The organism is Desulfotomaculum sp. (assembly GCA_003513005.1).
In the GTDB taxonomy this organism is placed as follows: domain Bacteria; phylum Bacillota; class Desulfotomaculia; order Desulfotomaculales; family Nap2-2B; genus 46-80.
On sequence record DOTD01000100.1, the window covers coordinates 1 to 23,525 of the forward strand.

Below are 23,525 nucleotides of genomic sequence, written 5' to 3' on the forward strand. Positions count from 1 at the left end.
ATGTTTGACGGGTAGTAATATATATCCAATTTTCTTCCTCGCTGCTGATTTCCCGTGAACTTTTCAATTCGACAAGATAACGATCAACGACCTCGAACAGGTCCGTGTCCTTGCTCCACAAAATGGAAATGTCGGGAATGTATGACTTATCTCTGCAGGCCGATCTCACCCAGTTCGATATACTTGATCAGCGCATTCAAGTCGTAATTGACTTGTTTAAAAACGGTTTCGCTCATTGTCTCACCTTTGGGCTAACGCCTGGGATCACCCGCCGCTTTCAGCGGTCGGCTGAAGTGAATTGTTAGGTGAATATTCGTCATTGACTTCCATCCAATGAGGTAGCGGGCTACCAGTTGCTTCGGAGTATAGCGTTTCAGGAGCAATATCTATTTCATTCTGCCAAGTAAGAATACCAAGTTCAGTATTTATTGTAAAATTACGAAAAAATTCTATATTACGGAAGCGCTCAAATATTCCTCCCCTGGTCAAATATTTTGAAAAATCCATTATTCCTTTTTTTCCATCGTCAAACTCTATTTCGATTTTATAATCTCCTTTGTAAACCGCGGATATAACATCATGAATCATTGTTAATCTCCTCCTAAACCAAAGGGTTAATTTTCGATAAGGATTGATTTTTCCTCGCAGCTTCCCAGTTATGCATCAATTCCTCCTGACGTTGAGAAGCCCATTCCATCACGAGTCCCAAAGCGCGAGGTGAAAATTTTCCTTCAATAATACGCAATGAGCTGATTTCGATAACCACATAATCATTTCCATATCGTGCATAGAAATGAGGCGGATTATGTTCATCGTAATACATTGAAATAATGATCCCAAAAAATCGGGAAATTTCAGGCATGTAAAAGCTTCCTTTATCTTTAATCATTAATATTTTATCACACCTAACGTTCGGGTTCAGCGGCGTACACTGGAACCCGTGGTTAGCTGCTTTATTCTTCGGGTTCCTGAGGGAGGTTCTTCAGGTTGCGAAGATACCGTTTCACATTGAATTCCCTCTTGTTTCTCAGGATATCCCACACCTCAAGACACACCGCCTGAGCGATGTAAATCTTCGCATCTGATTGTGAGATGCCCTCTGCCTTGAGTCGCTCGAACGTCTCCCGCGTTTGCGGAGGATCGTTAGCCTCAAGCTGATTGTCGACTATGTCCAAGAACGCGCGCTTTAATCGTGGATTAGTCTTTTCCATTCTCTATCTCACTTCAGCCAACCATTGATTGACAGGCAAATTTGCCTTGCCATATTATCTTCAATTTTGTTAATATACTAGCAGGTAAAAGCGTCAAATGTCAACACATACAAACACACCTAAGAACAGAAAACTGCTTGATGAAATACGGGATGTGAAGCGGCTTCGCCACTATTCAATCCATACGGAGCAAACATAATGTGACTGGATTAAACGGTATATAGGGATATGGAGACCCTGGTTTGCGTGCGCTACTTACTGTTGAGCATCGAGAATCGAGAAAACAAAAGATGACCGCTCCTGGGGTGGTCTTTTCTTTTATTTCACTTCAATGGCGGGGGCAGATAAACCGGTTTTCCCTATCATCCGGAAGCAAGCATTTGGAAGGGTGGCCGCAAAGGGGGCAAACAGGCGCTTCCAGGCGGTGGGCCAGCGGGTTGTATAAGACAGTTGTCTCCAATAGCTGCTTTTTATGTTGCAGTTCCAGCTTAATGTGCAAGCGGGGCAGGCGGTAGTCCACAATGTGGTCCAAGTGGAGATTGGCTTCTATAGCGTAGCGCTCAAGCGTATCCTTTTCCCGGCGCTGACGTTCCGCTTCTACGGCCGCCAGCTTTTTTGCCAGGCGTTCCCTTTTGTCTTTTTCTTCGGTTGCTTCAAGTTTATTTTTAATTTCCCGGTTCATCTGGGAATAATATCCGGATACTTTGGTCAGTTCCTTTTTTAGCCGTTCTTTTGACTGGCGCTGAAAGATTAATGCTCGCTCCTTGGCTTGCTTTTCTGCTTCTTGGCAAGCAGCCTTATAAAATTTAGCCGGGGAAATACTTTTTGCCCGAGGCAACTGCCAGGAAGGTTCTTCTGCGGCCATTATCCTTCCCCACCAGGCAGTAAAATCAGGGACTACCAGGCCGGTGTATCCATCCACCACAATTTCCAATAACTCCTCTGTTTTTTCGTATGAAGAAAATACGGCCCGAAAGTAAAAACCTCTCAAGGTATGTCCTTCTAACCACTTGTGGATAACCTTTGGCGGACGACAGTGTCTAAACTCAATTTCTTTTAAAATTTCTTGCTCTAACCATCCCGCCTGCTTAAAGCTTCCCTCCGGGCCATAAAGGATAGTGTAGCGACCATAGCCCATGGCCAGTTCCGCCAGCCGGTCCAAAAAAGGGCTGCCGTAAGTAACAAAGATGGCTTCTGGATTTTCCTGGGCCACCTCATAGTCAAAGGTCAGCAAAAGGTCCTCCTGGTCTTTAAGGTAAGGGAGCCCTTCGGGTAAAAGTGCTTCCAGCAGTTCATAACCGGCTTCCTCTAAGACAGCACCGGTCCGTTCAAGATAAGCAGTAACAAAGGAACGAGGGCCAGTTCTTTCGACCGGCAGCATAAGCTTTTCTCCCCTTAACCATAATTTTCAGAAGGTCTTTTGCGCTCAAAGAATTTATTCAAAACCTAAAAAGCTTTGGATTTAATCATTTACCGGCAGTAATTCTCCCAAAAGCCGCTCATCAATTTCCTTTACCGCCAGGTATTGTTTTTTGGCGGCTGACAGCCTTTCGCCTAAATCCTCCAGCCCGGCATGTAGACTTGCTTCATCGGCTGCCCCGGCCCAAATATCCATGATTATGTCTTCAAAATTCCTTTTTCCCTGCAAATTACCCAAAATCAAGTCCAATTCCCCCACCACCAGCTGAAACATATTAATTTTTGCGTCCAGTAATTCTAACATACTGGCTTCCACTGTCCCGGCCGCCGATAAATTATAAATGTAAACATCCCTAACCTGCCCCAAGCGGTGAAGGCGGCCAATGCGCTGTTCAATGCGCATGGGATTCCAGGGCAGGTCGTAGTTAACAATAACGTTGCAAAACTGCAGGTTGCGCCCTTCGCTCCCCGTTTCGGTGGAAACCAGGACCCGGGCTTCGCCGGCAAAGGCAAGCACCTGCGCTTCCTTTTCAGTCCGCCGCATTCCTCCGGCCAGCTTGGCCACCTTAAACCCTTCTTTTTCTAAAAGGGCGGCTAAAAAATGCATGGTTTCCACAAAACAGGTAAATACCACCACTTTTGCCGGGATTTTTTTCAGCAGGCGCACAAGCACCTCGACCTTGGCCCGGCGGGGCACCCTTTTTGCCTGCTCGGCCAGGCCATGAAGAACACGCCTTAAAGATAGGGGATGATTTTCACCAAGGGCCATTTTTTCCAGGGTGGGCAGAACCGATTCAATGCTGCTGCCCACTTCCCGCTGCAAGGTTTTTAAAACAAACTGGTTTACCCTCCCGGAAATTTTTCCTGTTTCCTGGGCATAATGACCGCGTACAAAAGAAGTTAACCGTTGGTAGAAAGCAGCTTCTTCCGGGGAAAAGGCTACCTCCACCACTTCGGCGTGGCGTTTAGCCGTAATTACTCCCGTTTCGCTCCTTCTGTTTCGCACCATCACTTCCCGAACTAGTTTTTTTAACTCTTCGATATTTTTTGGCTTTAAAGTGTCCCCTCTGGTGATATATTTGCGCTTAAAAGAAGAGGCCGTTTCCAATTGGCCAGGTTGGAGTAAAGTAATCAGGTTAAACAATTCTTCCAGGTCGTTTTCTACAGGAGTGGCGGTAAGTAAAAGCATGTATTTCTTTTTGAGCTGACTCACCAACTGGTAAGCCTGGGTTTTTTGCTTTTTCAGGTGGTGGGCCTCGTCAACAATCACCAGGTCGTAAACCGGCTCCAGCACCATATCCCGGTGCGGTTCTCTTTTGGCCGTATCTAAGGAAGCAATAATGTAAGAGAAATTTACCCAGGGGCGGGGAGTTGATTTGAAAAGAGGAGCGTCATAGGGAACAAAATCAAGGTTAAACTTGGTTTGCATTTCTAAGCGCCACTGTTCCACCAGGGATGGGGGGGTAAGGACCAGTACGCGCCGGGCCAGGCCCCGCATGAGGTATTCCATCATAATCAGGCCTGCTTCAATGGTTTTCCCCAGGCCTACCTCGTCGCATAAAAGCGCCCGCCCCCGCAAATGTTTTAAAACGTGGCTTACCGTAGCCAACTGGTAGTCCAACAACTGAATGTCCCGGGCAGCCTTAACCGAAAGTAGTACCTCAAAACCCGGAGAGAGGAGCAGGCCCAATGCCTGTCGGTGAAGGTAAAGGTCAGCAACTGGCGAAGCAGCACCATTTTTAACCAAATTTAAAATAAGGGTGTCCTTTTCTGGAAAGAAAGTTACCTTAACCGGCGGATTTTGTACCCTATCCCCCTGGCTTTCCGTTTCAGGGGCGGGCTCTTCTTGAGCCTTAAAAATTGCCCCCTTCCAGCGGAGAGTTTCTTTCCGGGTTTTTTTTCTTTCTTCCCGGTTTGTTTTTTGCCTTGCCCTTTCTTGAACATCCTTGGCGGCGGAAAGGGTCTTTCCGGCGTCCTTTTTTACCGGCCCGGTTTTTCGGACCGCTTTTTCCTCCGGCGCAAAGAGTTCCAATTGTTCGTGAGGTTGCGCTTTATTCCTGTTTAGATTTTCCTCTTTCTTTTCTTTTATCTTTTCTTCTTTATCCGTTTTCATCTTAAGCTCACTTTAGATTATTCCGGAACTTTTTCCGGCACTTTTCTATATTTAATTACCTGTCCATTTAACCTATCCGCATGGATTAGATTACAAAGAAATACATGGGTTTTTACTCTTGTTAATTGTCGTATATCATGAGGTTAGTATACTGTTATTACCTACCCCCCTACCGTTTGCTTCTAACTTATCCTCGAGGTCACTTCTAAATACTCCTTTTATTAATCTTCCATCTCTTAGATATTCAAAGAACTCAGCATAGCTGTTGGGACTTAAAAAATGGAAAATATACCTTTGGTTGATCCCTGCATCTTCTAATTCTCTATTTAGATTTATAAAATGTTGCCTTGCCCACCGCAGTTTTGCCTTGTTTTCATCAGAATCATCGTCATCAGCTTTTATTTCAACGACTACAATAAAATCAGTTCTGTTTTGATGTATTTTAATAATAAAATCTGGATTAAACGCTTTTTGCTCAGGATGCTCTCCTTTTCTCCATGAATATTCAATATTATAAAACCCTTGATCTCTTGACTTAAACCAGGCATCAATTTTTTCAGCATTTTCTTTTTTACCCAAATGTTCTACAAATCTTCTTTCAGGTTCTGCTTTTGTAAAGATAATATCAAGAGGTGTTTTAAACAGGTATTGATTTATCTTTATTTCTGCACTTTTAAGGAAACTTTCATCATTTATAACATCTTGAAGAATATCTTTGACTTCTTCGGTCAATTCATTTTCATAAACATCAGTATAAAAAACAGTTACATTACGCCTTAAATTTCCAACAGCAATGGTTTCTTTATCCATATCCAATGAAGATAAAGGTTCTGGTTTATTTGCTTTTCTTATATTTACAACAGTTTTTCCTTTTTTTCTTAGCAATGTTCCAAATGCTTGAAGTATCTTTTGCCTATTTTTCTCAACTAATCTATTTCCCTTGATTCCTACTTTATCCATTGAAGTCCTAACTATTTTTTTAATTACTTCTTTGGGTGGTAATTGATTTTTGGTATACTCACCTTCCGGGAGTTTTAAAATTTTACCTTCCCATTCCCTTGTCTTAAACTCTTCATAAATTTTATTTACAATTTCGTCAACCATAAAAGTGTTATACTCAACTAATGTATCTTTACTAAAAATAGACCCGGCTAAACTCAGTTTCATCATATACTTTCTTCGTTACAAAGCATTTATCTTCCTCAGATTTTCCTTCGTCAAATTTGCCTTCAGATCCTTTTATGATTATAGTCGTATTATGAATTATTTCATCCTTTCTAAATAAATCAGTAATTGCCATATATTATTCCTTTCGAGAAATTTTATATTGCAAAATATCATTTATATTATATCATAAAATTATAAGAATCCAACATTAGTAGAAATACTGTATAAGAACTGCTATTGTGGCTTGGTTCTAACCTTTCCAACCAGGTTTTCAACCTGTTAAACTTCACAACCTAGGCTCGGTCGATCAAAAGTTGAGTATATAAAGAATATCTTCCTTGAGATTAATCCACAATCGTCTTTAAAAAAGCATCTGCGGCGTCGGCGTAGAATTCTATATTAATTTTTGTTGCCATTTCATCCGGCAGATCGAAAAGCTGTCTTCTGGAAGAGATGGGCATGAGCAATACTGCAGCGCCTTTCTCTACAGCAAGTTCCGCAACAGCAACCGGGTTTGGAATCATTTCAATAGAACCACCCAGGTTTAATGCGCCAACAATTATTAAACCGCCTTTTACGCTTCGTTCTATTAACCCGCTGCAGAGCGCAATGAGCACCGGCAAGCCGAGCCCCTGTCCGGAATGATCCATATCCATAGCACGCAGCTGAATTGAAAATTCATGGGCGCGCGGGTCGCGGTCACCAACGAGTTCTTTTGCCCTTATGTAAAGGTTCTGTTCACCATAACGCACGCTTTCCCGGAAAGGCGGAGGAACAGGAGTATTGAGAATCCTTACACCATTTCCCGGTCCTGCTGCAGCTTCAATCCTGAATAAAGCCGGCGAGGCGTCTTGTCCGCCGGGGCTAATCGCCCATACCTGTCCGGGAGGAAGCGGATCGCTTTCAATGGTTTCATTGGTATGCAGCTCAGGAGTTGAAACAAACTGCTCAATTCCATCAACGCCCAGCATATAGCTGAAATGCGTGTTTCTAAATTCGGTTTTCAAGCAGCGCTTTTGCTGTTCTTTAATCCTCCGTCTGGCTTCTAACGCAATACGGATGATTATTTCAAGTTCCTGATCAGGAACTGATATTTCAGGGTCGGGAAAAATAAGTTTAATAAGGCCGTTTACGGTTTTGTTTACGGCTTCAATGTCCCTTCCGCTAAGCGCCCCTCCCCAGTTAACCCGCCCCTGCAGGACCGATAACCTGTTCACATTGCGGAGCTTGCTCCAGCACTCTGAAATAAAATCGCTGACCAGGCCAAAATGGTCGGTAAAATGCATGTGTGGATTTAATTTGGGGAATTCCCACCCGGGGCAATAGGAATGAATCCGGTCCATGAAAGCCGTATCATTGCGCATTTCAGTTGGCAGAGGGCTAAGCAGGTGGCCGATACGCTGCTGCTGCTGAACATCTACATCAAGGTTTCCCAGCATCACTATTCCGCCAAAAGCCCGGATACTTTCCTTGCCGCGTGAAAATTCACCGGAAGCCATATAACCTTTCATAATATTTACGCCATCCTTCTGATCGAAGGAAATACCGGAAACTTCATCAAAACAGACGACATCATAGTGGCAAACAAGCCCCTTCTGGCCGTTGGAGTTGTTCACAAACATCTTGGCAACCGTGGCCTTGCCGCCCGAAATCAGATGGGAGTAAGGCGATATCTGCTGGTAAATATGGCTTTTGCCAGTGCCCCGCGGGCCTAATTCCACCAGGTTGTAGTTCCTTTCCACAAAAGGGACCATCCTCAACAGGGTTACCATCTTCGCCCGCTCGGTGAGGTTCTCCGGCTCCAGACCTATAGAACGGATGAGAAAATTCTTCCACTCTTCTGTTGTAAATTCCCTTCTTCCTTTCTCCAACACCATTAACACATCAGTCTTGGATAACTGAATGGGCCTGAGGCTGTCAATCGCAAAAGGACGCCCGCTTTTCTCGGTGGCAATAGCCGAATCATATGTCAGGTTAACCTCGGCGTAAAAACCGTCAGTTAACATTCTTTCGTTATCATGGACCAGATTATCTTCTATTCTGACATCTTTAAGGCCCAGGCTGGGGAGTTCCGCGATGAAGCAATCGTTCCGGGAGTCCAGGCGGGCTTTCAGGAGATCAATTATTTTGATTGAACCTCTTTCCCTGGCCCTGGCTTTGAAGAGTTCCTCGTCTCCGGTCCGGACTGTACGATCTTTAAGCTGCCTTTCAACAATCTGAAGGCCTTCCTCTATCTCTCCCTCATCTATGGTTGCGCAGTAACGCCCCAGCAGGAATTCCACAACATAGGTAGGAACCGGATACTGGCGGCTGTATTTACGGACTAAATCCTTACGGACCAAATAGCCGTCAAAAGCTGACGCGCCCAGTTTATCGATTTTATCTATTTGCATTTAACTGTCACCTCCAACGGTCGTTGCCTGTTTTTTAACTACCTGCCCGGAAGGGTCCAATAACACCAAACTGACTGCCGTACCTTCAAGTGTTTCATCCTCTACAAGAAGAGATATCTGCCCTTCGGGATCATTCTGCTTTGGCCTGGTAATTCCGGATTCCGGGTTATTTGGCTTGGTCCGCAGTTCGGCGGAAATTTCCGTGCTGCCACTGTCCAAAGAAACGCGGCAGCGCATACCCGACCATTTAATGCCCACAATATTCGCTGAAACAGGGGCAGCGGCAATATTCGAAACAAATATTAAATCGGCGACAAGGCATTCCTGCAGACTTACACCCCCGTGAGCATATTCATCACCTTTTATAAAAAGATGGATGCCAGGCGGATAAGCGAAATTCATCAGCTTATTCCAATACCAGCCTGCTGTTGGAACTTCAACATGTGAACCCGGCTTAATTGCGGCGCACCGGGCCCAACGGCTTTCAGTCAGGTATTTCGGCAGGCTCAGGGAGGGCAGTCCGCCAGGAACCAGCAGCCAGCCGTGGTCTGTCACTACACGAATCTTCTTCCAGCCGGCTTCAAACAAGGTTTGAATTCGCTCCAGAAGCAGCAGAAGCTGATCTTCAATTCTGCCGGCGAGTTTCGCCTGCATTGCGTGACCAATCTTGTCAAATTCACCAAATTCCGTCCAGGCCCGCGCTTCCGGTTTATCCGGCTCGCCGGTTTCGGTGGAGTCAAGCGACTGGTAGCCCGCTTCAGCAAGCATCTTTCGAAAACGGTTGGTATTCAGCGGCAGGCCGCCTTCAGCAACGACCGGTTGAAAATCTTCAGATTGCGGTTGACCGGCAAGCTTTTCAGCTATGGGCGATCTTGCCGGTTTTGTTGTGGCTGTCACAGTCGGCAAGCCCGTCCAATATCTTTTTGCGCTAACTTTAATATGCTGTTCCCCGGCCATTCTGATTAATCGCTGGCCCAAGTCAAAGCGTAATCCGTCCACAAACAGCAAACATTCGCCTTGTTCCGCAGCAATTATGTTGGAGTTATCCGTATGATCAGGCAGAGGAGCCGCGTCAATCAGGCTTTGGAAATGCCTGGCTGCATCCTCAAGCCAGGGAAGATAAATACTCCTGATGGCGGTTTCCACCGCTTTTGTATCCTGAGCTGTTTTAACACCGGCAACAGCTTTCAGGACAGCGTCATCAGCCAGATAACCCCCGCCCGAATAATTTTCAGCCATCTTTTCCGGAGTATCCCCGCCAATATTTTGCGATGTTTGACGCGCCAACACTGCCAGGCTCTTCAAAGCCCCGGCGAGCGGACTGCGGCCAAGCCTGGCCCAAACCCAATCGCGGCGCATACCATGCTGCTTCTCAAGTTTCTCTATATTCTGCCTGGAGATAGCGGAATTATGATGTTCCAATTCCAGAAGACTGTCTCGAAGCGCATCTTCCTCTGCTTCGTTTTCATCAGGCCAGGGTTCTTTATCGAAGATCAACCTGCCAGGTTTTGAGCGCTTGAGCAAATCCGGTATATTCGGATAAAGGGCCGGGGCTTCTGAGTACCTCCGCCATATGGCCAACCAGGCTCCTTCGCGCAGGCCGAGCTTTTCGCCGCCGGCGAGATCGCTTTCATTAGCCGGATCGTAGTTCAGTTCAACCCGGCAGCGTGAACAGAATGCCGCCCATTTGTTATCGTCCCAATTTTCCCGTAATCGCGCCGGATCGTTCAACCAGATCAGCAAATCCCTTTGTGTATCCGCAATCATCAGCTTATCAAAGTCTTCGGCTTCAAGCCGTTTGCCCCGAAGCCTTGCGATAGGGGTCGTTGCCAACTGGGCAAGCGCCCCGCGCATCGCTTTCCGGGTCTGCTTGTCCAGGGCAAGGTCAAGACAAAGACCGATATCTTCCGAAGTAAGAAAAGCCTCAATTGTCCAATCCTTGCCGTTGCGCTGAGTCCATAATGCGCCCCGGTATTGCAGTTCCACCAGAGGCTTTAAACTGTCCGGGCATTCTTCTACTGCCCGGAGTATCTGCCGGCTTACATCAGGCATATAGATGATCGGAATCGAATCCTCAGGAAAATCGACCTCCGGCAATGTTCTGTCCACTATACATCTGAGCCAAATTGCCGGCCCGGTTTTTTCTTCCGGATTGTACTCCCCAAAGGTAAAAAGTTCAGGCATGAGGGGGCGCAATTGAGCCGCCAACTGCCGCCACTGGCCGTCCGCATCTGTCCACAGGATTGCTGCCGGAGCTGTGACATCGCCAGGATTGTAGCGGCCGGCGTGTATTAAAGAGTTAAGCACAGCTTCTAATAAAGCAGCCGGTGATTTCTTAGATGTTTTATACATTGATATCCACCTCCGGATCTCCGGCCGCTCTTTCACGAGCCTTGAGTTTTTCAGAGTTTGCAAGGTGGACATCGTTAATTCTATCCCCGGCAAACTCGCCGTTTTTCCAAAACCAGGGGAATTGTTCTTTTGATCTATCAGGTTCTTTGCCCCGGTCTTTGGACCAGTTTATATTCGGCTTCCAGCGCAGAACGCCGGCTCCGTTTTTTCCACCGGGGATATCAGAAGCCATAAACGGGCGGATATTGATTCTTACCCCGTCATTTATATCCGGATTCCACCCTACTGGCTGCTTCTCAACAGGTTTCCAACGGACAAAGATATCAAACGGCGGCTCGCCTTCAAGTATCGCAATCAGCCGCTTCTGCAGTTCAACGGCAGCCGCCAGGCGGTCTTCCGCTCCATCTTCATTCCGCCTAACGCCATCCTTCTGCCGGTTAATCCAATCTCCCAGATAACTGTAGGTCAGGTTTTCCAACAGCTTTTTCCCCTTACCCCCGCCTTCGGCAAGTTTGTGATAATTTACCAGCGCATGAAAACCGTCGCGCTTGCGTCCATCCCAGATATGCCAGATAAAAGGCCGGTGGTGAAATATTTTGCAGTGCTGTTCAAAAAAATCATTCCGCAGCCATTCGTCAAGATCATTTGCAGTTGACCAGGTTGAGGCAATCAATTCTTGTTCTTTTGTTGGTGTCCAATAATCACCATACGCGGCAATAAGTAATGCACGCAGGCGTTCTGCAGCAGGTTCTTTTCCAACAATGGGAGTCAGGCATATTATACCGTCATTATCAAATTTACCATCAAGTATAACATCTTGATTTGGCCAACAATATCTTAATAAATGTGATACGGCAACATGAAGTTCATTTCTAGAATTAATAATATTCCCTTTAAAAACCCATTGGGTTGGATTTTCTGATAATGGTTTAGGATCACCTAATGGATATTCTTTTTTAGCCTTTTCATTCCAATACTCAAAATCAAAAGGAACTTTTAAGAATGTTGCATTAGTCACAGCAACTTTTGGATCTATTTTTCTAACTTCTTTTAAATATTGTTCTGATTTACAATAGGTTAATATAGGGAGAAAGTATTCTTTTTGTTTTGGTATTATTGGTGATATAGAACTATCAAAAAGATCCCCAAAGTATATAGAGGTAGGCAATGAAGACATTGTACCTTTTCCAATTCCAATTTTATTTAACGCTTGTAGGCCTTGTAATCTTGCCATTGAATGACCCTGATCTATCCAGTCAATACAATACTCCATACCACTAATAGGGAATTCCCCGGTCCCTCCGCTTTGAAAAAAACGCCAACGATATTTTGAAGGTTCAATTTCCCAAAAACATCTCTTATAACGTAAATCATCTCCGGTTTTTATACCTTGAAACGTATCTGCAAAATTGCCTAATAATGGTTTATCTGCTATTTCCCCTAGAACTATCCGTGAATCTGGGTTTTTCAATTGTTCTTCTTGTTTTACTTCCATTACTTCAGAACTACGCAGAAGAGAAGCTTTTTCCTGACACAAAGTTGCAAGACTGGCATCAAGTCCAGCAATAAAACCTTCAGCTTTAGCATTTGCAATAGCTAAAAGAGCAACATTAACAACTTCTCCTGAAATTGTTTCAAACGCAGCAGGGCCTAATTTTGCAACAAAATTCCATCGTTTATTTTTTATCAAACGTATCCTGAATGTTTCATAGCTCGTTGAAGAAAGCCAGCTTTGTGAAATAACTAAAGCTGTTACCCCACCTTGATTATTAAGCAATAAAAGGCGATCGAGAAATACTGTAGCAATATCGCTTTTTGCCTCACAGTAGTGTTCTAAACAAAAATCTTGAAAGGATTTAATTTGTTTCCCTCTCGCCAAGTATGGCACATTAGTTATTATCAGATGATAACGTCCGTTAAGAATTTGTACTGCGTCAGTTATTCCGCAGGCAGCAACTTTTAACTCGTTCAGTTCATAGTTATCTTTCTCCATGAACATTACTTTTTCAAGATAAGGAGTGAGTTCGTCAAAACTAGCTTCAATCAAGCTGCCTCCAACCACATGACCGGGATCGATAAGGCTTCCCAAACTGGGCGCATCCTTAAAAAGGTCATATAATTTTTCCAAACCGTTTCGGAACCTCTCGTTATCCCCGGCTAAATTAATCCAGTCTTTCTTGCTTGTGTTGGGCGCAATGCCAGAGCAGGCTATTTGCAGTTTAGGCAGCTTACAATAACCATCCGCGCCGGGATATGTCCAGGCTGCAAAAGCCAGGGCAAAGGCGGCTATCTGTGTGCATCGTTCGTCTATTTCAAGACCGAAAAGGTTTTCCTCAAGGACTTTTTCACAAGCTTCATGTGCAGATGTACCTTCCTCAAGCATACGAATCGGGACCAAGTGATACAGTACTGCAACAAGAAAATGGCCAGAGCCACAGCAGGGATCTATGATCTTTAGCTCAGAGGCCTTTTGGGGCCAGCCTTCAAACACGCCGGCGGCGGGCCGCCATGGCCCCTTACCTTCATCTGTATGTATAAAACGAAGGTAATCCCACGATACCCCCGGTAAAGAAACAGCCTTGCGAAGTTCATCCTCCGACTGTGCTTTTTCAGCAAGCTCCGGGTTTGCAGACAACATCTTCCCGGCATGCCAGGCGCCGAGGGTATTATGAATCAGAAACTCAACCATATACGGCTCGGTAAAAAGCTGTGTAACAGCGGGCAGTTCATCAGCGCCTATTTTTATGCCGGAATCATTGACCTCTTTTTTACGCTTGGCCTGCCAAAACTGATAGACCCAACCCAATGCGTCGCTTGCCGTAAAAATATCTGTTTCTAAACCACTAAGCTCGTTTTCCAATCTCAGCTGATGTTCATGGGCAAAAGCAACCAAAAGGATAGGATCATCCGGCCGGAATATTTGCGGGAGCATTTGTTGAGCAAACCGGCTGGCCAGTGTCCATAAGTCCAGTCCTTCACCCTCAGCCAGTTCCTTGCATTCGTCAAGACTGATCGCCACACCCGATTCGGGCTCAATGAGAAGGCCGTTTTCGGCTAAAAAACGGGCGAAGAGCATCCGGTGCCAGTGTTCATACGCGCACTCCTGAATAAGGTGGTATATTTCAAGGCTGCCGTATTTATCCTGCCTGGCGCCCAACTGGCGCGCTCTGGCCCGGAGGTGATTCCTGAGCCGGCGATCTTCCGGGGGCATATGGCTGAATGGTTCGTAGTGATGGACAGCCAGCGACTCAAGCGCAGACTTTGCCCCGGCTTCGGCAAAATCCCTGGCCCTGATAATAGTACGTTCAAGTTTATTCCTGAGTTCCGCAGTTAAAGTTTTTATAACGCCCACCGCCTAAATAACAATTAACGGACCGTTTTTAATATTTTCCAGGAGGTTCTTTTCAGTTATGGTTATCCATTCTTTAACGTCCTGCTCTGTTTTTAAAGTGCCGCTTATTAATTTGATTTCTATTGTCTTCGGTTCCAGAAGCCTTGCCGCAGCAAGAGCGGCGTTTTTAAACTGCTTCTGCAGAGCGTCTTTTTTTGTCTTCCAATTCGGAAGGGGAGTTTCTTTTAAACTTGACAGCAGCGCTTTATCATCACCCACAGAAAGATCGGGAACAGCGTCAATGCCTTCAGCTTCAAGAATACCTTTTTGCTGCTCCGAAGTTATTCTTTTCCAGTTATCGTTTTTTAACAAGGCCTCCATTTCCAGGTTATAGGTATTTTCAAAGCTGGAATGGGCCTGTTTTACCGCTGTGCGGAGCAGCGTCGAAATATCTTTCAGAATTGCCGGAACAGGATCGGTTTTATCCAGCAGCCTTCTTTCTGTACGGACAGCGTCAGCCTGTTTTTGCAATTCTTCCGCTTCAGGCAAACTGCCGGCATGTCCCAGCATAATCTCCAAAGCAGCCCAATTCTTCTTGCGTTCAGCGGCAAGTTTGCCCAGTTCTGTCCAATCTTTAAATTGTTGAGCAAGCGTATCGCTCTGATCAAGGATTGCCGCCAGCTGCTCATTCCCGGCCAGTCCCTGTATATTTTCCAGGTAAAGTTTTGAAGGACATTCTGGCATTGGCGGTTCACCGCCGGCTTCATTAGCCAGTTTGCAAAGCACGGCAAGAAACTGACCGGAAATTGCAGATTCCTCGCCTGATTTGCAATTCAATCCCGCTGTCTGGAATAATTTGCGCAGTTTAATGCGGCCATGGACATCGATAGTTTTTGTTTCCGCCTTGAAATCCGTAACGGTTATTTTTGCCTGGTCCAACTCGCCCTGTTTTAACTGAACACCTTTATAAACGGCAAGTATATGCCCCGTTGTAAATAAAACAATCAAGGCGCCGTCTACCGCGTCCTGCGGCCATCCATAGGGGTGCTTTTTGAAAGTATCGCGTATTTCTTTTCCTGTTTTGCCGGAACCTATTTCAGACAAAATATTTGAGCAAACAGGATGCTTTTCCGGCGCGTCTTTCCAATCGAGAGACTGGAGGGCGGACCCGTCGCCGTTTTTTGCCCTGTTAATCACATTGGACCAGCGGTTATCATCGGCATCCCGAAACCTGGGAAACAAACGGTCCATTGACGCCTTTGCCGCCTCGATAACCTTATCTTTTAAAATAAGCTCGAAACGTTCCTGCCCGCCCCCCTGAAAAACTTTCGCTGCGTTAAGCACATCTTTGATGATATTATTTCGCGTTGTTTGCGCAGAGGTCATGCGTGTATGCATGGCATCCCTGGCCTCCTGCCCTTCCGGGGTTGTTGGCGGGCCTTTGGAGTCAATCGTGGCTTTGGCCGCTTCAAATTGAATAACCGCTTTTTTCAGATCTTCGGCGCTCGCTTTAGGAATAAATACAAATATTATTGCGCTGTCGCTGCCTGCAGCCCTCGCTCCGGAAAGTACGGCAGTCTCATTTTCTCCCCAGCCGTCACGTACCCAAACAGGAATATCAATACCTTTTTGGACGGGGGCTTCATTGCCGAATTGAATAAGCAGTTTGCGCGGTTCCTTGCTGCTCCCCTGCGTCAACTTGCCGCTGCTGAAAGTTTCGGCAAAAGCGGCGTTTATTAGGGCTGTCCGTTTTACTGATAGATATGTCAAGTCGTTATTCAGCTTGGTCTGCCTGCTGCGAAATTCGCTGTCCCATTCACTGCTCTCGCGTGTCTGGAGGCTGTATTCTTCTTCTATTTTTATGATCTTGCCCTGTTCAACAAGTTTTTCCAGAATCGTTGGGACATTCTTACGCAGAGTTGTTCCGTCGCTGGCAAGATCGCTTACCAGCAGGTCCGCGATTATTTCCGGTGTAGCCCGGACCCCGATATCTATAACAGCCTCGCGGGGCAATTTGCGGATCAAGAAAATAAGTCCGCAAATGCGTTTGGCCAGTATGCCATCCGGCGTGCCGTCATCAAGATTGCGGATGGTTTCATCAATTTCCCGCAGCAGGACGCCGGTGCGAAGCAAGTCAGGCTGCATTTGATCGAAAACAACATCTGACGGAACTACACTGCCCAGCGGTTTATCGGCTATATCGCGGACGGCGTCATGGACAATACGGAGCTGAGTTCGCAGCTGGCTGTTTGTTCCCGGGACATCGACGGCGCGAAGAACGTGCTCCCAAAAACGGCGCCGTACAGGCAGGATAGGATAATCTTCAACAATAATATTCCGGTCTTCGGTTCTTGCGGCGATCCTGGTTCCGGCAAGCTGCCGGGCAATTTCACCGGAATGAACATTTAGAATTTCCTCCACTGCTTTAAGCCTGTCAGCCCTTTTGGCAAGCACAACCCGGCGTGTTACGATCTCCACATCCGTATCGGATAATTCGATGGGAACTGTAAAGCGGTCTTTTAGTCTTTGCAGCAACGGCACATCCCCGCCGAGAGCTGTTTGACCCGCTCCAATAAGCAGCACACGGCTGTCAAGCTGCTTACAAAGAGCTTCCGCTACTTCTTGCACATCTGTGGAACGTTTGGCAGAATCTCCAATGAACAGTTGAATTTCGTCCAGCAGTATACAAGTACATGGAATTTGGCCGTTTACGGTCAGGACGCCGCGTATAATCTTGATAAATTCAGAAGTGGGAATATCATCAACAATTGGAAACTGAGCGCGAAGAAGGGTGCGGACCTGTTTTAAATCAGGCGCAAAGTCGGGATCTGCATCCAACAGGGCTTTGGCCAGAACCGGACTTACATACAGGTCGTGAAGTTCGCTTAAAAAAATCTTGCCTTCTTTTTCTACAGTTTCTTTTACCTGTTCCAAAATTCCGTTGTTTTTCAACCATAAAATAAATAATGCCTGGGGAAGAGATTCGGGCAGATCCTTCGATTTTAAAATGATGCTGAGTATGGCCAGGCGGGTGCTTTCGCCGCCGCCCGAGGAAAGAGCCCCTGCCGCTGCGTGCAGTCCGCCGCCTCTTTTGCCCATTGTGTCGAGTTCTTTAAGCAGGTCTTTTATCTCCGTAGGAAGATGGGCAAGTCCGCGGGCGGTTGAACTGTCAGAATCAAATTTGGTATTAACCCAGAGGCGCCGCAGCATTTTAAGCAGGTGAGATTTGCCGCTTCCATAAAAGCCGCTCACCCAGACAGCCGGTTGATTTGTCGAACTCAAACTGCCCAGGTACGATTCGAGAATGCGGATTATGCCTTCTTTGTATTGACCTTCGCAAACAAAGTGTTCCAGTTCATATCTTAACGTTTCGATCTCTCTGGATGTAAACGATTCATTGACGGCGGCCACACCATCATTAAGCAGTTTTGACAGTACGGGGTCGCGCTGGAAAATTTCACGGTTGATCATGCGTCATTCACCCCATTATTTAATGTAATAGGTATTGCCAGGTAACTCCACCCGTCACGCGCATCCAGCAGGCGGTAATTGTTATTGTCATATTCACCGGGAAAGAACAGCGCCAGCCGGCCCCGGATATCACCAACAACCTCCTTTAATAACAAAGAAACCATAGTGAAACCGAATAAGCTTGCCACGCCATACGCCGCCACCACAGTATCGGAATCAACATTTTCTCCGGTCAGCGCATCACGCAATTCATCAGCCGCGGATTTGAGGAAATCACTGCTTAACTTCATGGCCAGGTTCTCCGGTTCCTCAAAATACAAATCCCGGTATTCCACGCTGGCCATCCATCTGGCAAATACTTTCGTAAAATCAAAAAGTACCCATTTATGCCCTGAAGCAAAAGTAGCCATTTCAAAAAGCTCTAACCTTGCCCGGAGCTTTCGCTCATCGTTTTTAGAATAGACTATAAAGATTGTTTTTTGCAGGCCTGATAAATTATGCTGCCAAGGAGTAATTATATGATTTTTGTATCGGCGGGCGAGTTCTTCAATTCTTCCCATATATAAACCTCCCTTCTTCGCTTAACATCCTGGAAAAAGAAACTTCAACAACATTACCGGATAAGCTCATGTCCACCAAACCCAAACGTTTTGCTTCTAAGGCCAATTTTTGAAGTTCTTCCTCCGGCGTATCCAATACTTTAGACCATAACGTTTTAAAAAGGCCGGGTCCGCGTACGCCAAGCAAATATCCCAACAGCAGAGCATAAGATGTTACTATGGGTGTAGGACTGACCTCCTGGCGAATCTTTCTCATTCGTCCTTTTAAATGCCCTGACTGGGTCCAGGATGATGACGCATTGCGAACAACCTTGTCCAGGGTGTTTTCGTTTAGCCGTTTACCAACGTTCTCCTGGAGAACATTGATAATCTTTTGCCGGGTAAGTTCTTCCCCTGGCTGCATATCTAATATCGCTGCTGAAGTGATTCTTAAAAGAGGGTCCCGGGACATGGCTGTTAATAAAGAAAGAAGAGGCCTCCCTGCTTGATCGGAATCCCAATAGTAACGAAAAAAACGAAAAAGCTGCATTGCAGGGTTTAAACCATATAACTCTGTTAATCTTTGAGCAGAAAGCTTACGTGTCGCCACTGTTCTCTTTCCGAGACAATTATCTTCCACGATAGCCTTTAAATAATCTTCACGAGTCGAGCTTCCTGAGCATTCTTGAAATAGCAAAGAAAGTTCTTCCAACATAATGGTTCTACTTGTGTGAGTACCCTTGTCACCAAAACGAAAACCAGCTTTTTCCCAAACGTTATAACTGGGTTCCTCCTCTTGAAGAGCAGTGCCCATAAAAAGAGGCTCATTCTTCATCTTAATACCGTCCTTATATTGCCGGCAAACTTGCCGGCCGATTTATGCTATCTTATTATAGCCATTTATGCTAAAATTTGCAATAATATTTTAACTTAGATGAAAATAACCTAAAAGTACAATCGTTTAGTACAGAAGATTTTTCTTTAGAGTTGCTTGAACTTGAGATGGATACCATAGAACCCGCTGAGGAAAATGCTCTTCTTGGCGAGGACGCAGTAGAAGATGATGAATTCGATTATAAAGGAGAAGATGATTACCTTGACCAGCTTGATGAAGAATTGTTTGACGACCCCATTAAAATACTAAAGTGGATAAAGAAACATGCACGGTCATAATTTATATTTGATGTGTCAATACTGGCTCCTGTAATCTTTATTGGACTAATCAGATCAGTATGCCATTTATTAGACAGCAGATATGGATATGATGCAATGAAGTTGGAAGGAGGATTTACCTATGTTGAATAAGGCAATTGAAATAGCAACCAAAGCTCATGCCGGGCAGGTTGATAAGAGCGGCAATCCTTATATTTTGCACCCACTGAGAGTGATGCTAGCTTGTGAAAGTGAAATAGAGAGGATATGCGCTGTCCTTCATGATGTTATAGAGGATACTCCTATGACGCTTGAAGATATAAAGAAACAAGGTTTTTCAGATGAAATCATTGACGTATTAGACCATTTAACAAGGCGTAACGGAGAAAGTTATGACAATTTTATTGATAGAATGCTTCTAAATGATACTGCCTGCCATGTAAAACTTGCAGACTTATGCGATAATATGGATTTAACCAGAATCGGCAATCCTACAGCCAAAGATGAAGAAAGGATAAAAAAGTATAATGAAGCGGCATGCAAGATTTCGGAATCGTTGCCGCTGAATGATGATACTAAAAACAGACGGGTTATCAGTATAAACGGCTGCGTGGAGATTCAGCCATTTATGACCCATGATGATTTTTTAAATCGCTTCATTTGCTTCGTGGAGTCACATGGTTGGTATTTTGGCGGCGGGACAGAAGATGTGACTAATAAAGAATGATAGGTGACGTCATGATTGACGGCGCCTTGACCATGCCGGTAATTCACTTTAACCAGTCACTGAACAAAGTGCCGGAAATGCCGGAACTATCCTGCGCAAAGGACTTCTTGGACAACGCCGCGGCTTACCTGAAAGCATATTCCGTTATTTTAAATAATAAACGCAGCGATCGAAATTATGTTGGCTTACGAAAAAAACCGGCCAATACTGGTAGTCAACCTTTCTAAAGAACAAACCAGCGGTATATTCTGGAATGATAAAATCCGGTCTCTGGTCATAAAGCGTATCCTCGACGAACTAACCCAGACGGCGGAATATTTTTACCAGGAGGAGCAAAGCTTAAATACTCTAGTGGTGATTGATGAGGCCCACCGCCTTGCCTCACGCGAATTCCCGAAAGAGGACGACACCGCCCGGGCGGTACGGAATGTGCTGGTGGACGCTGCCCGCACCACCCTAAAATACGGACAAGATAACTCTGGAAGTTATTCAAATTATCGCTTTTCATAACTTATCGCGCTTACACATATTAATAACCGATTAATATTATACCAAATTTCGGCTCTTTACGTAAAACAAAAAATCAGTTTTTATGGGGGTTTTTTATGTGGTTTCTTTTGACAATCGGTATTTTATAATATAAAAATTATTTAAAATGAAGAATAAATATAAAAATAAATGTTATAAAAATAAATGTTGGGCGTCTCATCAATCACTATCACCGTGCTTACGAAGGAGGTTAGAAGCAGCTACAAAATAGCTATTCAAATCTGCTAAAAAAAGCAATAAAACAGGAGGTGTAAAACTGGTTTTTGGTAGTTTCACAGTTGCAATTACTCACATAAACTGCTAAAATAATAGTGTAAATACTTCCATGTCGCAAAGACACGCTGTGAAAGTTGGGCATGGAACACTATCTACCCCGGCGGAGGTAACACCTTCTCCGGGCAGTACGTTCGCATTAGGCAACGGCGGTGATCCGCAAGGTTGAACCACCCGGAACATAGGCGAGAGTCTATGGCCTAGCAGTTGAATCCTGTGACGCTGCCTCCCGTTAGTCGGCGGGAGAGCAACCTAAATAAATTTGATTTATTTAGGTTTCAGAAACCAGGTGGATAATATGAGAACTTTTCCGGCGGTTGTTGAAAAGTGTCCTGATACTGGTTTGTACGTTGGCTATGTGCCGGGCTTCTCAGGTGCTCATACGCAAGCAGAAACACTTGATGAATTACAAAGAAACCTTCGCGAAGTCATTGAAATGCTGCTTGAGGATGGTGAGCCAGCACTTGAAACCGAGTTTATTGGTACACAAATGGTGGCGGTTGACTGACAATGGGCAAGTATCCCGTTCTTAAGTCGCGCGAAGTAGTAGCGCTCTTGGAAAAACTCGGCTTTATGGAAGCGCGTCAAAGAGGCTCACATAGGCAGTATCGGCATCCAGATGGTCGGAGTACAACCGTGCCTTTCCACAAAGGGCGAGATATTTCACCGATTCTGCTACGGCAGATAGCCAAAGACATTAGACTTTCCGTGGAAGAATTACTGAAGTACAGGTGACCAGCATCTGCCTTGCGTGGAATGAGCCTAACAACGGGTTCAGTCGACCGCTACGTGGAAAGCAGGGGAGAAGAACGAGTGAGTGGAAAAAGTTCTTGCAAAAAACACCTACTCCCCACGGGAACGTCCAGAATCATATGGACATCAGACCTTCAGGTCAGCTATTTTAATAATTGCAGTTCTAGCGCCTTGGATTTTAACTTTACTATCGCTGCTGTCAGGAAGCTTATCTAGTGGATTGGGTGATTCCACAAGCACATCAGGATCGTGAGACTGATCAAACGAAGACTCTATTAGTTCGTCACTTGTATTACCCAGTTTGCTAGGAACAACAGAATTGTTTGATTCAGCAGCCAACGCATTCATGCCTGGCAACAATATGTTTACTAATAGGACAAGCATTAGTATAATGCTCAATTTTTGCTTAATCGATCTCATGATTCCCCTGCGAAAAGGGGTATTTTTTTCTTGCATTTTCCCCTTAAAAAAAATGAACTGGGATTATCATCCATTTAACTGACCATTATTTTGGCTTTCTTTGCGGTTTTATGCCCTGATTATGGCTGTTATCCTTTGTTTTTATCACTTTTTCTAGCAAATGGGCGCAATAATCCCTTGATTATTGTTATTTACAATTTCTGTAGCCTTTTTCCTTATATCCCCATTAACGAAGCGGACGATTTGCTTGAAGTTGTGTCCAATGATTTTCATTCCGGTAACCATTGTTGCTTTGACTCATGCCCCTTACCTTGAGTCTTCTAAGCCCCTTGTGAACACTTTAGCGCGGAGTTGGTTCCTTCGATGGCTGCACGTTTGCTGCTAGTGTCGATCCTGGTTATTTTGTCTTCTTTTAAGTTCACGGGCTTCGGCCAGAAATATAGAACTTTAGTTCAATTCGCAATACGGTATTGTTTTTTCTCCAATTTCACCGGGCAGACGTCTTGCCTGGACAGTTTGAACAAACATTTCTGTCGAAATGAGCAAGGATTACATTATACTTTCCATTGAACTGGAAACTATGGAGCATGACCTTTAAGGGCAGGCCTTAACCGTTTTGTGGTCTTTAATGGTAAATGCGGTTAGCGGAAGCTTTTGATGGATCTGGTTGTTTTCCGGTCATATCTGTATAATGCATCGTAATTCCATCATCTTGCGCTTGTCTTTCCACTTCTCCGCTAAAATAACCTCCATCGACGTAAAAGTCGGTGACCTCCATTTTCTTTTGTATTTTAGGGATGCGCTTTTCTAACCTTTTAAGCGTCGCCAACCCTGTTTTTTCTCGACTGTATAATCGGTGATTATTTGGACGGGGTTTTCGTCAGCGCAAGTTTCGGTGATATTTAGGACTAAACCGACATGCCCTTTGGATCCCTTCTTACGGTAAGTCACATCTTGGTCGTAGGCTGATTGCTTCCTGCCTGCCGCAGGCGGGCGGAGTCGGCCTCAATGTCTTTATTTGCTTTAGCTTTCCAGATGTTTTTCTTGCTATCAAAGCTAGCCTGCTCTTTGATAAACCGCCGGAGAATCGCTATGGCGTTCAATTCACGTATGTACGGAGTTGCTTTAAGTGATGGATATCAGTTCGATCCCCGTAAGGCGAGTATCTCCTGGATGCGTTTTTGTACTTTACTGCCCCTGGAGCGATATAAGGCTTTGGTTTTGTACTCTGGTTCTTTTCACCTGCTTTAAGAACAGTATAGCGGTAAACCCGCCGCCGAAATTCGTACCAGGTGCGTTCGGCCAGATAGAGTTCACCGAGGTTACGCCGACCAGCAGCATACATAATCTGGTAGCTAAAGCGAAACTGTTCGAGAATGTCTTCGTCGGTGTAATCTTTCATGTGTTTAATTAACTCCGGGGAAAGCAGAATACTCACGCCGGAAGTGTATCAGCCTACGTTCTTTGGCCCCGGACTAATCAGCGCCAATGGCAAGGTTTATCACCCATTCAACTAGACAGCCCGCAGCATCTTTTGTATTTTTTTCCACTGCCGCACGGGCAGGGGTCATTTCTGCCGATTCTGGAATCGCTTCGTTTTCCCGCAATCCCTTTCATATAAGATTTTCCTCCGTCCTTTTTCATTTCACATTGGC

Annotated in this window: 19 protein-coding genes and 3 pseudogenes; 6 read left to right on the forward strand and 16 right to left on the reverse strand. The window is 45.2% G+C overall.

Annotated elements, in window-relative coordinates:
• Positions 1-264 precede the first annotated feature (264 nt).
• The 12 genes and pseudogenes from DEH07_12450 to DEH07_12505 form a co-directional block, all read right to left on the reverse strand.
• Positions 265-588, reverse strand: coding sequence for a DUF2442 domain-containing protein (locus DEH07_12450; protein HBY05286.1), 324 nt, complete (start codon positions 586-588; stop codon positions 265-267).
• Positions 589-601: 13 nt separating this feature from the next.
• Entirely contained in the window at positions 602-862 is a 261-nt protein-coding gene (locus DEH07_12455; protein ID HBY05287.1) for a transcriptional regulator, read from the reverse strand.
• A 91-nt stretch (positions 863-953) separates the two neighbouring features.
• Positions 954-1,211, reverse strand: coding sequence for a hypothetical protein (locus tag DEH07_12460; protein HBY05288.1), 258 nt, complete (start codon positions 1,209-1,211; stop codon positions 954-956).
• Between the two features lie 328 nt (positions 1,212-1,539).
• Positions 1,540-2,592 (reverse strand): hypothetical protein, encoded by a 1,053-nt coding sequence (locus DEH07_12465; protein ID HBY05289.1) that lies wholly within the window; start codon positions 2,590-2,592, stop codon positions 1,540-1,542.
• Positions 2,593-2,673: 81 nt separating this feature from the next.
• A complete protein-coding gene (locus DEH07_12470; GenBank protein HBY05290.1) occupies positions 2,674-4,743 on the reverse strand; it encodes a helicase SNF2 in 2,070 nt (689 codons plus the stop codon).
• Positions 4,744-4,878: 135 nt separating this feature from the next.
• A pseudogene (locus DEH07_12475) lies at positions 4,879-5,901 on the reverse strand (restriction endonuclease subunit R).
• A 353-nt stretch (positions 5,902-6,254) separates the two neighbouring features.
• Positions 6,255-8,303, reverse strand: coding sequence for a BREX system Lon protease-like protein BrxL (brxL, locus tag DEH07_12480; protein ID HBY05291.1), 2,049 nt, complete (start codon positions 8,301-8,303; stop codon positions 6,255-6,257).
• Positions 8,304-10,655 carry a BREX-1 system phosphatase PglZ type B gene (pglZ, locus tag DEH07_12485; protein HBY05292.1) on the reverse strand — a complete coding sequence of 784 codons (2,352 nt, stop codon included), beginning with the start codon at positions 10,653-10,655 and terminating at the stop codon, positions 8,304-8,306.
• A complete protein-coding gene (locus DEH07_12490; GenBank protein ID HBY05293.1) occupies positions 10,648-13,998 on the reverse strand; it encodes a restriction endonuclease subunit M in 3,351 nt (1,116 codons plus the stop codon). The genes pglZ and DEH07_12490 overlap by 8 nt, the downstream gene beginning before the upstream one ends.
• A gap of 12 nt (positions 13,999-14,010) precedes the next feature.
• Positions 14,011-17,457 carry a BREX system P-loop protein BrxC gene (gene brxC, locus DEH07_12495; GenBank protein HBY05294.1) on the reverse strand — a complete coding sequence of 1,149 codons (3,447 nt, stop codon included), beginning with the start codon at positions 17,455-17,457 and terminating at the stop codon, positions 14,011-14,013.
• On the reverse strand, positions 17,454-18,017 hold the full coding sequence (locus DEH07_12500) for a DUF1788 domain-containing protein (GenBank protein ID HBY05295.1): 564 nt from the start codon (positions 18,015-18,017) through the stop codon (positions 17,454-17,456). Before DEH07_12500 ends, brxC begins: the two co-directional genes overlap by 4 nt.
• Complete coding sequence (locus tag DEH07_12505) at positions 18,004-18,831, reverse strand: hypothetical protein (protein ID HBY05296.1); 828 nt, start codon at positions 18,829-18,831, stop codon at positions 18,004-18,006. Before DEH07_12505 ends, DEH07_12500 begins: the two co-directional genes overlap by 14 nt.
• Before the next feature lie 152 nt (positions 18,832-18,983).
• Between DEH07_12505 and DEH07_12510 the strand changes: the two genes are divergently transcribed.
• From DEH07_12510 to DEH07_12535, 6 genes and pseudogenes are all read left to right on the forward strand, one after another.
• Positions 18,984-19,169 (forward strand): hypothetical protein, encoded by a 186-nt coding sequence (locus DEH07_12510; GenBank protein ID HBY05297.1) that lies wholly within the window; start codon positions 18,984-18,986, stop codon positions 19,167-19,169.
• 121 nt (positions 19,170-19,290) lie between these two features.
• Positions 19,291-19,875 carry a GTP pyrophosphokinase gene (locus tag DEH07_12515; protein HBY05298.1) on the forward strand — a complete coding sequence of 195 codons (585 nt, stop codon included), beginning with the start codon at positions 19,291-19,293 and terminating at the stop codon, positions 19,873-19,875.
• Positions 19,876-19,883: 8 nt separating this feature from the next.
• Positions 19,884-20,063: pseudogene (locus DEH07_12520) on the forward strand (nuclease).
• Positions 20,050-20,343, forward strand: a pseudogene (locus tag DEH07_12525) (ATPase). The pseudogenes DEH07_12520 and DEH07_12525 overlap by 14 nt, the downstream one beginning before the upstream one ends.
• Positions 20,344-20,995: 652 nt before the next feature.
• The gene (locus tag DEH07_12530) at positions 20,996-21,205 is read left to right on the forward strand and encodes a hypothetical protein (protein ID HBY05299.1); all 210 of its coding nucleotides are present in this window, start codon (positions 20,996-20,998) and stop codon (positions 21,203-21,205) included.
• A gap of 2 nt (positions 21,206-21,207) precedes the next feature.
• Positions 21,208-21,432 (forward strand): toxin-antitoxin system, toxin component, HicA family protein, encoded by a 225-nt coding sequence (locus DEH07_12535; protein HBY05300.1) that lies wholly within the window; start codon positions 21,208-21,210, stop codon positions 21,430-21,432.
• A 144-nt stretch (positions 21,433-21,576) separates the two neighbouring features.
• Here the strand turns inward: DEH07_12535 and DEH07_12540 are convergent, their stop codons facing one another.
• The 4 genes from DEH07_12540 to DEH07_12555 all read right to left on the reverse strand — a co-directional run.
• Entirely contained in the window at positions 21,577-21,906 is a 330-nt protein-coding gene (locus tag DEH07_12540; GenBank protein ID HBY05301.1) for a hypothetical protein, read from the reverse strand.
• A 589-nt stretch (positions 21,907-22,495) separates the two neighbouring features.
• The gene (locus DEH07_12545; GenBank protein ID HBY05302.1) at positions 22,496-22,699 is read right to left on the reverse strand and encodes a hypothetical protein; all 204 of its coding nucleotides are present in this window, start codon (positions 22,697-22,699) and stop codon (positions 22,496-22,498) included.
• 270 nt (positions 22,700-22,969) lie between these two features.
• On the reverse strand, positions 22,970-23,272 hold the full coding sequence (locus tag DEH07_12550; GenBank protein ID HBY05303.1) for a hypothetical protein: 303 nt from the start codon (positions 23,270-23,272) through the stop codon (positions 22,970-22,972).
• Between the two features lie 107 nt (positions 23,273-23,379).
• Positions 23,380-23,525: hypothetical protein (locus DEH07_12555; protein HBY05304.1), on the reverse strand; the 146-nt coding region annotated here is incomplete at its 5' end.